This window comes from Methylosinus sp. is20ea (assembly GCF_059718135.1).
The window spans coordinates 3,974,287-3,987,167 of record NZ_AP046088.1 but is presented as its reverse complement, the minus strand read 5'-3'; the positions used below and the strand labels follow the sequence as shown (position 1 = coordinate 3,987,167).

Here is a 12,881-nt window from a genome sequence, read left to right as displayed (position 1 = left end):
CCAAACTCACGCCGTGACGCGTCTCGTCGAGGCGCCGCGCGTCATCGGCGCGGCGCCGTCGGAACTCACTTGCCGGTCGTCGCTTTTTGCAGCGCGGCGCCCAAATCCTTGGCCTGGCTCTGAATCGCCTCGACCTGGCTCTTCACATATTCCGCCTGCAGCTGGAGAACCTCCTGCGGGTCCTTGGCGCGCAGAAGCTTCTGAGCGAGATCGAAGGCGGCGTTGACATTGGCTTCGGCGTAGCCGAGCGCCTTCGCGCTCACATCCTTGGCCCCGACATGGAAGGTGGTGGTCGTGGTCTCGACGGAGCCGATCGCCTTTTGCGCGGCTCCGGCGAATCCTTCGAACGCCTTGCGCGCCTGTTCGACGCTCTTTTCGGCGAAGTCGCGGACTTCGTTCGGTATCTGGTAGATCGGTTCGCTCACGAATGCTTCCTTCTGGTCGGGTCGGTAAAAACCGCCCGTCGGCCGAAGATCGAGCGCCGGCCGACCGCCTGCGGCGCCGTTCGTCGCGCGTCGCGACAAGAATCATCGCGCGTCGCAACCGGAACACGAGCCGCCGAGCCGAATATGGATCAACTCATGTTGCATTGCAACATACTTGTGGCCGTACGGCGGCGCATCCGTTCATCATGAATCGTCGAAGCTTGTTAAAATGTCGTGCGCCGCATAGACCAAGCCGTGTCGAACCTTTAAGTTTCTTTTAACCGATCCTTCACCTTCGATCGGCCGCGTCGCGCGTTCCGCGCCGCTTTTGTTCCGCGCCGGTCTCTCGGCGCTTGTCGCGTCCGAAGAGGCGCTGTCGATATGAACGAGCACGACAGGCTGGGGATCGAGAGCGAGACGGTCGCCGCGCAGATCAGCGCCGATCCGGCCTTTGCCGCGCTAGAGGCGTCTGGCGCGCCGATCGTCGCCGCCGCGGGCGAGCCGCTCTCGGTCGTTCACGCCAATGAATCCGCCATCGCCGTGTTCGGCGGCGATCTCGCCGCGCTCGGCGAGCGTCTGTTCCGCGGAGAGGAGCAAGGCGCGCGCCGGCTCCGCGAGCTCGCCGGCGCGCGCAGCCATGCGGCGGCGCCGCGGCTCGAGCGGCTGCGCTTCTCCTTCGGCCCCATAGCGCAGACGGCGACGGTGCTGTGCCGCACATTGGCCGGCGAGCTGGACGCGCAGCCTCTCTTTCTCGTGGCCATGCTCGGCATGCGCTCGGCCGCGTCCGAGAGCTTGCCGGCCCCGGCCGTCGTCGTTGAGCCAATTCTCGCTGTTCCCGAGCCGATCGCTGCTGCCGAGCCTCCCGAGCCGGCGCCGCCGGCCGCCCGCGCGCGGCCGGAGCGTTTCCTGTGGCGCGCCGACGCCGAGGGACGCGTCCTCGACGTCACCTCTGCGCTCGCCGATGTCGTCGGGCGGGCGAATGGCGACATCGCCGGGCGCCTGTTTCTCGAGCTGGCGAGCCGGCTGCGACTCGCGCCCGACGATCGTCTCGCCGCGGCTTTCGCCTCGCGCCGCTCCTGGAGCGGGGTAGAGCTCGACTGGCCGCTCGAGGGCGGCTCGGCTCGGATTCCGGTGACGCTCGGCGCTCTGCCCGTTTTCGACGACGCGCGCGGTTTCGGCGGCTATCAGGGCTATGGCGTGCTGCATGTCGACCGGCTGCGCAGCGCCGCGCCGGAGCCCACATCCGAGGAGCCCACATCCGAGGTGCCGACGCAGGCCACGCCGCTCGCGGTGATCGAGCCCCCGGTCGCCGATTCGCCGGTCGCCGAGTCGCCCGCCGAGGCGGAGCCCGCGCCCGTGATCGCCGGCGGCGCCAAGGTCGTGCCGCTGCGGCCGGTTCCGCGGCTGGAGGAGGCCGCCGCCTCCATCGGCGAGGCGCTGTCGCCGAGCGAGCGCACCGCCTTCGACGAGATCGCGCGCGCGCTCGCCACCGTGGCGCAAAAGCCGGCCAAGGGCTCGGTGCGCGATCTGTTCGAGACGATCGAGCAGGCGACGGGACAAGCCGCCGCGGCGCCGGCGGAGTCCGAGCCTGCGCGCGCCGACGAGCCCGCGCCGTCAAATGAGAATGTCGCCTTCCCCGGCGATCTCTCGCGCGCCGCCGCGCTGCTCGACCGCCTGCCCATCGGCGTGATGGTCGCGCGTGGGGCGGACGTCCTCTACGCCAATCGCACGCTGCTCGACTATCTCGGCTATGCCGACGCCGCCGCCCTCGCAGCCGAAGGCGGCGCGACGCGGCTCTTTTCAGGCCGCCGCCCGCCGACGGCGATGGACGGAACCGCGGGCGGCGTCGTCGAGGTCGTAGATTGCGACGGCGAGCCGCTCGAGGCCAATGCGCGCCTCGAGCCGATCGAATGGGATTGCGTCCCGGCGACGCTGGTCACTTTGCGCGGCGCCCGTGCGGCGACGATCGCGCCGGAGGCCGCGCGCGCCGGCGCATTGCGCAAGGAGCTGGAGGCGCGCCGCCACGAGGCGGAGGAGCTGCGCGCCGTGCTCGATGCGATGAGCGACGCCGTCGCCGTCGTCGATGCGGACGGCAGGTTGCGCAGCGTCAACGCGGCTCTGGTCCGCCTCGTCGGCGGCGAGGCGCGCACATTGCTCGGCTCCGGCCTCGCCTCGCTGTTCTGCGACGCCGATCAGGGCGCGGTCGCCGATTTTCTCCGCCGTCCGCCGGGACGCGAGACGACGGGGGAGGGGCTTCAGGTGCAGACGCGCATGCGCAAGGGCCAATTGCTCCCGGTGCAGCTGACGCTCGCGCCGCTGGGGCCGCCTCCCGAGCAGAGGCGTTGCGTCATTCTGCATGTCGTCCGCCGCCGCAGCTCGGACGACGAGCTGGAGGCCGCCCGTAGCGAGGCCGAGCGCGCCAGCGCCGCCAAGACCGATTTTCTGGCCAAGGTCAGCCATGAGATCCGCACGCCGCTCAACGCCATCATCGGCTTCGCCGAGGTGATGATGGAGGAGCGCTTCGGCCCGCTGGGCAATGAGCGCTACAAGGAATATCTCAAGGACATCCACACCTCGGGCGCGCATGTGCTGAGCCTCGTCAATGATCTGCTCGATCTTTCGAAGATCGAGGCGGGCAAGTTCGAGCTCGATGTCGAGCGCATAGACGCCAACGCCGTCATCTCCGAATGCGTGTCGATCATGCAGCCGCAGGCCAACCGTAGCCGTGTGGTGATTCGCCTGTCGCTATGGCCGCGCTTGCCGCGCATCCTTGCCGACGGCAGGTCGCTGCGGCAGATATTGCTCAACCTCCTGTCCAATGCGGTGAAGTTCAACGAGGCCGGCGGACAGGTGATCGTGTCGAGCGCCTTGACCGACGCCGGATATGTGGTGATCCGCGTGAAGGACACAGGGATCGGCATGTCGGAAAGCGAGATCGAGACGGCGCTCGAGCCCTTCCGTCAGATCGGCTCGTCGCGCGGCGGCACGGGCCTCGGTCTGCCGGTGACCAAGGCGCTGATCGAGGCCAATCGCGCCTCCTTCTCGATCAAGAGCCGCAAGAACCAAGGGACGTTGATCGAGGTCGCCTTTCCGCCGCCGCAGGTGCTCGCGGCGGAATGAGTGGGTGCGGCGCCGGGGCAGGTCGACGCGCTTTGCGAGGCTGCTCAGCTCGGAGTCCGACCCGCGAGCTATAAAAGGCGTGGCGGATGACGTCGAAAAGAAAAAGCATCCCTTCCTACTATGACGTGGACGCGGATTTCGTCCGCGGCGGCTCGCCTGGGTTCGAGCTGCTGAATTACGATACTCTGCAGAAAGACCACAAAGGACTGTGGCCACATCCTGCATGGCCGAAAGGCGTCAGCGCATCGCGGAATGCAGGCCCCTGGCGGTTTCCGGACTTTGTCGAGACGCCGCGCTTTCTGTTCGACAAGAAGCTCGGGCGCCCTCCGCGGGATTTGGAGAACATCGACGGTTTTTGGGTTGTATCTGCGGCTATGAAAGCGGCGCTGGAAGGGACCGATCCAGAGGCATGCGATTTTCGCGTTTGCGAGAGCGTGCTGCCGTCGGGCGAGCCTGGCCCCGAACGCTGGCTCTGTACGGTCACGCGCGCATTTCTCGATTCGGTCGACCTCGATGCGACCGAATGCCTCCTCACTCGGAAAAACCCTAATGGATCAATTGCCTATGTGGTGACATCGGCAACAAAGCTGCGGTTCAGGCCGGAGGTTGTCGGTTCGGCCCATCTGTTCCACGTCGTCGAAATGGCAAGGTGCGTTTATTGCGACCAGACGATGAAGGACGCCTGCAAGGCGGCGGGCCTCAAGGGCATAAGGTTTGGTGACGTGGAAAATCGCTAATTCGCCGCCGACCGGTCGAAAATACGAATAGCGATGAATTGGCGGCGTCTTCTTTCGAATTCCGGCACGCTATATAAGTCGTTCGACAGGAGGAGAGAAGTGTGACTGTCGATCTCAACGCCGATCTCGGAGAAGGATTCGGAGCCTGGCGCATGGGCGACGACGAGGCCATGCTCGACCTCGTGACCTCCGCCAATGTCGCCTGCGGCTACCATGCCGGCGATCCGGACATAATGGCGCGCTGCTTCGCGCTGGCGAAGGCGCGCGGCGTCGCCATTGGCGCGCATGTGTCCTTTCCCGATCTCGCCGGCTTCGGCCGGAGGCGCATTCCCTATTCGGCCGCCGAGGTCGAGCGCCTCGTCGCCTATCAGATCGGCGCGGCGCAGGCGCTCGCGATCTATAGCGGCCATCGCCTCACTTATGTGAAATGCCATGGCGCGCTCGCCAATGTCGCCGAAGTCGAGCCGGAGATCGCGCTCGCCGTGGCGCGGGCGACGCACGCCGTCGACGCCGGCCTCACTCTGCTCGCCATCGCGCGCAGCGAGCAGGTGGCGGCCGCCGAGCATGTCGGCGCGCTCATCGCCCATGAGGTCTTCGCCGATCGCGCCTATCTCGACGACGGACGGCTGAAGCCGCGCAGCCAGAAGGGCGCCGTCATAGAAGATCCCGATTGGGCCGCCGCGCGCGCGCTGGCGATGCTCGAGGAGCGGGCGATCGTCACCGAAAGCGGTAAGCGTCTGCCGACGCCGATCGACTCGATCTGCGTCCATGGCGACACGGCGCGCGCCGTCGATATGACGCGGCGCCTGCGCACGGCGCTGGAGCGCGCGGGCTATCATCTGCTGCCCTTCGCGCCATCGGAGGCGTGAGGCGATGCGCTACGCCGCGCCGCGCTGTCTCGACGCCGGCGAGGCGGCGCTCGTCGTCGAATTCGGCGACAGCGTCGATCCTGCGATCAACGCGGAGGTGCTGGCGCTGGACGCCGCCCTGCGCGCCGCGCCGCTCGCGGGACTCGTCGAGACGGTTCCGACCTATCGCTCGCTGATGATCCATTACGATCCGCTGGCGCTGGAGCGCGCCGCGCTCGTCGCTCATGTGGAGGCGCTGGAGAGCGCGGCTCAGCAGAGCGTTGCGCCGAGCGTCCGCTGGATCATTCCCTGCTGCTACGCGCCGCCGCATGGCGAGGATCTCGCGGCTGCGGGTGACGCACTTTCCCTTTCGCCCGAGCGCGTCGTCGCGCTTCATGCGGGCGCGGAATATCGCGCCTATATGTACGGCTTCGCGCCGGGCTGGTGCTATCTCGGCGGTCTGCCGGAAGCGCTCGCCGTTCCGCGCCGTTCCGCGCCGCGCGGGCCGACGCCGCGGGGCGCCGTGCTCATCGGCGGCGGCCTCTCGCTGATCGGCGCCGACCCCATGCCGACCGGCTGGTATGTCCTCGGCCGCACGCCGGAGCGGCTCTTCGCGCTGGAGCGCGATCCGTCCTTTTTCATCGAGGCCGGCGACGCGCTGCGCTTCGAGCCGATCGACGAGCCGACATTTCGCGCGCTCGAGGAGCGAAGCGCGCACGGTGAAATTATTGCGCGGCGCGAGACGGCGTCATGAGCGCGCGGCTGGTCATCGGCGCGGCCGGGCCCGGCGTCACTCTGCAAGACGCTGGCCGTCGAGGCAGTCTGCGCTTCGGCGTGACGCCGGCCGGGCCGATGGATGCGGGGGCATTCGCCGCCGCCAATCTCGCGGCGGGAGCCGGCGAGGGCGCTGCGGCGATCGAGGTCTCGCTCGGCGGCTTGGAGCTCATGGTGGACGGCGAGACCATCGGCCTCGCCATCGCCGGGGGCGCGTTCGACATTCGTCTCGACGGCGTGGCTCTTCCCTCCGCTTGCGCTCTCTCGCTGGAGCCGGGCGCGCGTCTCTCCATTCGCGCGGGGAGGGGCGGCGCCTGGTGCTATGTCGCCATTGCGGGGCGCATCGATCTGCCGCTGGCGCTGGGCTCGCTCTCCACCCATACGCGTTCGCGGATGGGTGGGCTCGAGGGGCGGGGATTGCGCGCCGGCGATGGTCTACCGCTCGCGGATCTCGCATCGCCGCCACGGGAGTTGCTGACGCTCGAGGCGCCCTGGCTCGCCTCCGGCGAGGAGCCGATCCGCGCGCTGCTCGGCCCGCAGGCCGATTATTTCACGCGAGAGGCGATCGACGCGTTTCTGTCGGCGCGTTGGCGGGTCTCGCCGCGCAGCGACCGCATGGCCTATCGGCTGGAGGGTCCGCGCCTCACCCATGCGAAGGGCCATGACATCGTCTCGGATGGGGTGGCGCTCGGAGCAATACAGGTTCCGGGCGATGGTTCGCCGCTCGTGCTGATGGCCGATCGCCAGCCGACCGGCGGCTATCCGAAGATCGCCAATGTCATCGGCGCCGATGTCGGCCGCCTCGCGCAGAGACGGCCGGGGGAGGCCTTTTCCTTTGCCTCGGTTTCCATCGAGGCGGCGGTCGCGGCGCGGCGCGCACTGAGCGAGGCGATCGGCGCTGGCGTGCGGTTACGTCCGATCGGCGGGGAGATTTCGACGGAATTGCTGCTGTCCGCCAATTTGATCGGCGGCGTCGCCGATGCTTATGGGTCTTTGGAAAGGGAGTAGGGAGCCGAGCGCCCCCTCGCGTACCCTTCCCCGCTGCGCGCTATCAGATTCACCCATTGTGAGACGCTGCGGCCGTCCTGGCCGGGCTTGTCCCGGCCATCCACGCCAAGCAGCTGAGGAACCAAAGGAAAGCGCCCGCCATCGACGGATTTCATCCTATGTCGGGCTCCGCGCGAGCTTCGGCGTCACGCCAAACTTCTTAAGACGCCTCGGCGTGTTGGCGTGGATGGCCGGGACAAGCCCGGCCAGGACGTCGCGGGGGCGAGGAGGATGCGTGCATTTCGATACCGCATAGCGGGGGAGGGCCGGGGAGGGGGCCTGTCCAGCGCTACTCCTGCAACGGTCCCCAAGACGGATCAGAGGCGTAAGACGGCGTCGGCACGGGGAATTCCGAGCGGCCGAAAATATCGACCATGAAAATCTTCGCGCCCGAGCCGCCGCCCGGATCGCGGAAGAACATCAGGAACAGGCCGTTGGGCGCGAAGGTCGGTCCCTCATTGTGAAAACCCTCGGTCAGGATGCGCTCGCCGGAGCCGTCCGGCTTCATCACGCCTATGCCGAAGGAGCCGGAGGATTGCTTGGTGAAGGCGATGTAATCGCCCTTGGGCGACCACACCGGCGTCGAATAGCGACCTTGGCCGAAGGAGATGCGCCGCGCGCCGCCGCCGCTCGCGCCCATGACATAGATCTGCTGCGAGCCGCCGCGATCGGATTCGAAGACGATCTCGCCGCCGCTCGGCGAATAGGAGGGCGATGTGTCGATGGCGTTGGTGTCGGTGAGCCGCGTGGTCGTGCGCGAGCGCAGATCCATGGCGTAGAGATTGGTGGCGGCGCCCTGCGAGAGCGACATCACGATTTTCTGGCCGTCCGGCGAGAAGCGCGGCGAGAAGGTCATGCCCGGAAAATTGCCGACCACCTCGCGTTGGCCACTTTCTATGTTGAGCAGCAGCACCTTCGGATCGGCGGAGCCGAAGGACATATAGGTGACGTCCTGCGAGGAGGGCGAGAAGCGCGGCGTGACCACCAACTCCTCGCCGCGGGTCAGAAAACGCACATTGGCGCCGTCCTGATCCATTATGGCGAGGCGCTTGCGGCGGTGCTCCTTCGGCCCGCTCTCGTCGACGAAGACGACGCGCGTGTCGAAAAAGCCTTTCTCGCCGGTGATGCGCGTGAACACTGCGTCCGAGACGAGATGGGCGACGCGGCGCATATTGGCGGAATCGGTCACATATTGCTGGCCCGCGGCCTGCTCGCCGGTCGAGACGTCGAAGAGGCGGAACTCGGTCTTGAGGCGCCCGTCCGGGCCGCGCTGCGAGCGGCCGGTCACCACATATTGCGCATTGACCGTGCGGAAGAGATCGAGATTTGGCGCGGCCTCGGAGCCGGCCGGCTCGGGGAAGCCGCCGGGCTCGATGGGACGCAGAAAGACGGAGCGCTTGAAATTATTGACGATGACGCTCGTCACCGTGCGCGCCGCCTCGTCGCCGGAGAAATTCGTGACCGCCACGGAGACCGGCTGAAAGCCGCCGCCCGCGCGCAGATCGAGCACGCGCGCCGCGCGCGCCGGCGCGGCGAGGAGCGGGGAGAAAGCCGCGCCGGCGAGAAGATGGGCGGCCGTGCGGCGGGTGATGTGAAACGTCATGAGAGGCGGGTCCTGGGCGTTTTCGAATTTCGGAGGCGTGGAGCGAGACGCCGCTACATATCTTCCCTCATGTCCAATTCCGTGACGCGCCAATAATCGTAAAAGGGCGCGAAGGCGGCCGGAATCGGCATGGGGCTGCAACGGCGCACGGCGCCGAGCGCCTGCTCGCCGCGGCTGTGCTCGACGGGATCGGAGGAGGGATTGAGCAGGCGCGGCGCGCCCTCGAGCGCGCCCTCCCGCGTCAGGCGGAATTCCACGCGCGGCACATAGCTCTGCGCATTGATCGATAGCGCCGCCTGCCAGCAGCGGCGATAGTGATCGACCGTATAGGCGTCGATCTGCGCCTGGATCGTCGGCGACATGCGCGGCGCGCTCGCCGTCGGCGCGCCGAGCGAGGCGGTCTTGGTCAGATCGGCGCCGGTCGCGGCGCGGCGTTGCGGCGCCTCGTGGCTCAAGAGATTGGCGATATTGGCGGCGTCGAATTTCGACTTGGGCGCGGTCTCGTCGCCGGATTTCGGCTTGGCCGGCGGCTTGTCGGATGTCTTCTTCTCGTCGGACGCGCTCGGCGCACCCTTTTCGGCGGCCTTCTTCTTCTCGAGGAGCTTGGCCACTTCATCGACCTTCAATTGCTTGGCGGGCTCCTTCGGCTTCGCCGTCTCCTTCGGCTTGGCCTCTTCCTTTTTGGTCTCTTCCTTGAGCTTCGGCTCTTCCTTGGGCTTCGGCTTCTCGGGAGGCTGCGGCGTCTCCTTCGCCTCCTTCTCGGGCTTCGGACGCACAGGGGGCTTAGGCTTCACCACTTCCGCCTCTTCCGGCTCCTCGCGCTCGGGCGGCGTCGGCGCGGGCTTGGCGCGTTCGGGTTTCGGCGGTTCGGCTTTGGCGGGCTCGGCTTTGGCGGGCTCGGCTTTGGGTGGCGTCGGGCGGAGGGGCGGCTCCGGGGTCGGTGGTAGGGTGGCGACGCGCTTGGGCGGCGGCGGGGCCTCGGGCTTGTCCTCCGGCTCCTCGAGCCTCGGCTTCATCGGCGGCGGCGGGGCGGCGACATCCTTCTTGGCCTCGGCGAGCGGCGGCAGCGGCTTCGTCTCGTGCTGCTCGGCGATCTTGTCGGCGCGCTGGACGGGCTTGATCTCCTTGGCGGCCTTCTCGCCCTTCATCACCTGATTGATTTGCGCATCGGTGACGATGTCGACAGGCACAGTCTCCTGCGCGTCATCGAATTTCTTCGTGTCCGAAAAAGCGAATAGCGTCGCCAGCAGCAGGCCGGCATGGACGGCCGCCGAAATGACGAGGCCTGGTTCGGAACGCGAGGGCTTCAACTCTTCCCCTCACTTCTTGTCCACTTCGGTCACCAGAGCGACCTTCTTGTACCCGGCGCTCGTCACCATCGACATGATCTCGGCGACGCGGCCGTAATTCACCGTCTTGGAGGCGCGCATATAGATGCGTTCGTCGAAGCCCGATTTGGCCGTCTCCTTCAGTCGATCGAGCAGCTGGCCGATCTCCAGCGGCTGATCCATCAGAAAGATCTGTCCCTTGTCGTCTATGGCGATGGACAAGGGTTTCTGATCGATGTTGAGCGGGCCGGCCTTGGTCTGCGGCAGATCGACGGCGACGCCGGTCGCGAGCAGGGGCGCCGCCACCATGAAGATGATCAGCAGCACCAGCATGACGTCGATGAAGGGCGTCATATTGATCTCGGCCATGGCGCCATAGCGCGGCGTCCCGCGCCGGCGGCGTCCAGAGCCCTTGCGTCCTGCGGCGACCGAGGCGCCCATTTGCGTTTCTCCCGCTTCAGGCCGCGCGATCGCGGCCGGACTGGCCGGCGTGCTGATCGATCTGGCGCGACAGAATGGCGGAGAATTCGTCGGCGAAGCTCTCGAGCCGCGCCTGGGTGCGGGCGACGTCGCCTTGCAGCTTGTTATAGGCGACCAGCGCCGGAATGGCGGCGAAAAGGCCGATGGCGGTGGCGAGCAGCGCCTCCGCTATGCCTGGCGCGACGACGGCGAGCGAGGTGTTCTTGGAGGCGGCGATGGAGCGGAAGGAGGTCATTATGCCCCAGACCGTGCCGAACAGTCCGACGAAGGGGCCGGCCGAGGCGACTGTCGCCAACACCAGGAGATTGGATTCGAGCTTCTCGACCTCGCGGGCGATGGAGACGTCCAGCACTTTGTCGATGCGCGCCTGCAGGCCCATGAAGGAGGCGCCGGCGTTCTGGAACGAGCGTTTCCATTCGCGCATGGCGGCGATGAACAGGCTGCCCATGCCGGCGGCCGGGCGCTCCTGCAGCTTGGCGTAGAGATCCTCGAGCGAGGAGCCGGACCAGAACACTTCCTCGAAGCGATCCATGGCGCGGCGCGTGCGCGAGAACAGCAGCACTTTGTTGACGATGATCGCCCAGCACCAGACCGAGGCCAGCAGCAGGCCGACCATCACCAGCTTCACGACGATATGCGCGCCCCAGAACATGCCCCAGATGGTGACCTCGGCGGCGGCGCCGGAGAGCGGGGCGGCGATTTCGGCTGGATTCATGAAAGTCGTCCTCGGAAGTCGCGGGGTCGGGGCGGCGAACTGTGGCGGCGGCGAAACTGGATCGATCGCGGCGGAATCGTCGGCTCCTGCCCGTGGACCGGGCGGCGTCAAGAAAAATCAGGTCGCGCTCGCTCCCGCAGCGCCGAGCCGAAGGCTGCGGAGCCAGAGCGGTATGGAGCGCGAATCCGCCGAGATTTTGTCCTGGATGCGCCGCACAACCAGAAATATGAGCGGAAGGCTTAAGGGACCGTAAAGGTCAAGCGCCTCGGGGACAGGCGACGGAGGCGAATTTCTCCCGCACCTCCGCCGGCAGGCGGCGCGGCCGGCCGGCTTCCACCGCGGCGATCTTCACTTGCGCGGAAACCAGCGGCTCCTCGCCGCGCAGAATGCGCTGGTCGAGATCGAAGGAGGCGCCGGACACCTCGCGGACGATCGTCTCCACAGTGAGAGAATCGTCCATTTGCGCGGGCTTTCGGAAGTCGATCGTCATCGCGCGCACGACGAAGAACAGGCCGCCGCCTTCGCGCTGAAGCAGCTCGCGCTGGCCGAGGCCGAGATCGCGCAACAGCTCGGTGCGGCCGCGCTCCATGAAGCGCAGATAGGAGGCGTGATAGACGAGGCCGGAAAAATCCGTGTCCTCGTAATAGACGCGGAGGGTGAGATGGTGCGGTGCGGTCATTTGGTCGACGGCGTCGGCGGAAGAGGCGAGGGGATCATGTCGTCACTATACGACAAGAGCTAGCCGAAAGCAGGGTCGCCGCCGCCCCGCTCGTCAGGGCGTGCTCCCTGGCGGCGCTCGGCCGGAAGCCGTGGGAGACGGTGGGGCCGGTGCGGCGTTATCCGAGCAGAGGAGGGTTTTCAGGTCCCGATGCTGGTTCGGGCCGCATGTGGCGTTCAAGAGTGTTTCTCGTGTCGTGATGTTCCTGAGCATGCGCTCGCTGGGCGTTTCCATGCTTTTGTTCGCCGAGTCGGACGGCTGAGGGCTGATATCCGTCGACGGCGAGGGCGGCTCGTTGGCCACGCATCGATGTTCCTGAAGTGTATAGTGCTTGCCGGGCTCGCAGTTCGGCTGCGCCAGGAGCCACGCGCTCGAGACCGAGCCGTTTCCGACGTTCAGGAGGCACTGAGCACTCTGCAAACATTCGTTCAGCGATCCTATTTTCAAGTAGTCGGCTACCTTCGACGGAGCATTGGATAGGCAGCGCCGGGCGATGAAGTCGTAATGAGTGGCTGCCGGGCAGCCGGGCGTCGAAGACGATCCGAGCGTCGTCGCGCCGCGATCAGAATTGGGGGGAGGGCTCAGACTGGAAATGCACTGCTTTGTCGTCTCGTCGTAATGGAGTCCCGTCCCGCAGCTCGGCGCTGATTTCACAATATCGAGATAGACGTCTCTCGGGTGCGGCACGCAGTGGCAGAATTCGTAGACGACCAGCCATCCGGCGCCGAGCGAGAACAGCAATCCGCCAGTGTAGATGACCGGATTTTTTTCAAGAGATTTAAAGCAATAGCCGATGGTCACGACGAAAATCGCGCAGACCAGCAGGGCGATGACCGGCGCGGCGATAAGTCCGACGAACGACTCTATCGCGAAGGGAGTTCCGGCGCTCAAGAACGCCACTATTTCTTGGACAAGCTTTCCGCCCATGGGAGCATCCGCAGCGACAATTTTTTATGAAAAGCGATCTGCCGCTCATGCTATGGCACTTTTCGTCCGCGCGCCAGCAGGCGGCGCGGATCGCGGCGGAAAGTCGGATTTCGGCGGTTACGCTGCGCTGCAATATGTAATACAGATACATAATCAGGG

At 66.6% G+C, this 12,881-nt stretch carries 12 protein-coding genes; 5 read left to right on the top strand and 7 right to left on the bottom strand.

What is annotated here, in order from left to right; translation table 11 throughout:
- Positions 1-65 precede the first annotated feature (65 nt).
- Positions 66-425 (bottom strand): phasin, encoded by a 360-nt coding sequence (locus AC6IY7_RS18590; RefSeq protein ID WP_497780885.1) that lies wholly within the window; start codon positions 423-425, stop codon positions 66-68.
- A gap of 381 nt (positions 426-806) precedes the next feature.
- Here AC6IY7_RS18590 and AC6IY7_RS18585 point away from each other — a divergent pair, with 381 nt between their 5' ends.
- The 5 genes from AC6IY7_RS18585 (at position 807) to AC6IY7_RS18565 (ending at position 6,912) form a co-directional block, all read left to right on the top strand.
- Positions 807-3,545 carry a PAS domain-containing sensor histidine kinase gene (locus tag AC6IY7_RS18585; RefSeq protein ID WP_497780884.1) on the top strand — a complete coding sequence of 913 codons (2,739 nt, stop codon included), beginning with the start codon at positions 807-809 and terminating at the stop codon, positions 3,543-3,545.
- An 86-nt stretch (positions 3,546-3,631) separates the two neighbouring features.
- Positions 3,632-4,282 (top strand): imm11 family protein, encoded by a 651-nt coding sequence (locus tag AC6IY7_RS18580; RefSeq protein WP_497780883.1) that lies wholly within the window; start codon positions 3,632-3,634, stop codon positions 4,280-4,282.
- 101 nt (positions 4,283-4,383) lie between these two features.
- Positions 4,384-5,151 carry a LamB/YcsF family protein gene (locus AC6IY7_RS18575; RefSeq protein WP_497780882.1) on the top strand — a complete coding sequence of 256 codons (768 nt, stop codon included), beginning with the start codon at positions 4,384-4,386 and terminating at the stop codon, positions 5,149-5,151.
- A gap of 4 nt (positions 5,152-5,155) precedes the next feature.
- Complete coding sequence (locus tag AC6IY7_RS18570) at positions 5,156-5,884, top strand: 5-oxoprolinase subunit B family protein (protein ID WP_497780881.1); 729 nt, start codon at positions 5,156-5,158, stop codon at positions 5,882-5,884.
- Positions 5,881-6,912: a 5-oxoprolinase subunit C family protein gene (locus AC6IY7_RS18565; protein ID WP_497780880.1), complete on the top strand. Its 1,032-nt coding sequence runs from the start codon at positions 5,881-5,883 to the stop codon at positions 6,910-6,912. The genes AC6IY7_RS18570 and AC6IY7_RS18565 overlap by 4 nt, the downstream gene beginning before the upstream one ends.
- Before the next feature lie 328 nt (positions 6,913-7,240).
- Here the strand turns inward: AC6IY7_RS18565 and tolB are convergent, their stop codons facing one another.
- The 6 genes from tolB to AC6IY7_RS18535 form a co-directional block, all read right to left on the bottom strand.
- Positions 7,241-8,554, bottom strand: coding sequence for a Tol-Pal system beta propeller repeat protein TolB (tolB, locus tag AC6IY7_RS18560; protein ID WP_497780878.1), 1,314 nt, complete (start codon positions 8,552-8,554; stop codon positions 7,241-7,243).
- A gap of 53 nt (positions 8,555-8,607) precedes the next feature.
- Positions 8,608-9,864, bottom strand: a complete 1,257-nt coding sequence (tolA, locus tag AC6IY7_RS18555; RefSeq protein WP_497780877.1) for a cell envelope integrity protein TolA — start codon at positions 9,862-9,864, stop codon at positions 8,608-8,610.
- Between the two features lie 9 nt (positions 9,865-9,873).
- The gene (locus tag AC6IY7_RS18550) at positions 9,874-10,323 is read right to left on the bottom strand and encodes an ExbD/TolR family protein (RefSeq protein WP_497780876.1); all 450 of its coding nucleotides are present in this window, start codon (positions 10,321-10,323) and stop codon (positions 9,874-9,876) included.
- 16 nt (positions 10,324-10,339) lie between these two features.
- Complete coding sequence (gene tolQ / locus AC6IY7_RS18545; RefSeq protein ID WP_497780875.1) at positions 10,340-11,077, bottom strand: protein TolQ; 738 nt, start codon at positions 11,075-11,077, stop codon at positions 10,340-10,342.
- A gap of 256 nt (positions 11,078-11,333) precedes the next feature.
- Positions 11,334-11,756 carry a tol-pal system-associated acyl-CoA thioesterase gene (gene ybgC, locus AC6IY7_RS18540; RefSeq protein ID WP_497780874.1) on the bottom strand — a complete coding sequence of 141 codons (423 nt, stop codon included), beginning with the start codon at positions 11,754-11,756 and terminating at the stop codon, positions 11,334-11,336.
- A 93-nt stretch (positions 11,757-11,849) separates the two neighbouring features.
- Positions 11,850-12,722, bottom strand: coding sequence for a hypothetical protein (locus AC6IY7_RS18535; RefSeq protein ID WP_497780873.1), 873 nt, complete (start codon positions 12,720-12,722; stop codon positions 11,850-11,852).
- Between the last annotated feature and the right edge of the window lie 159 nt (positions 12,723-12,881).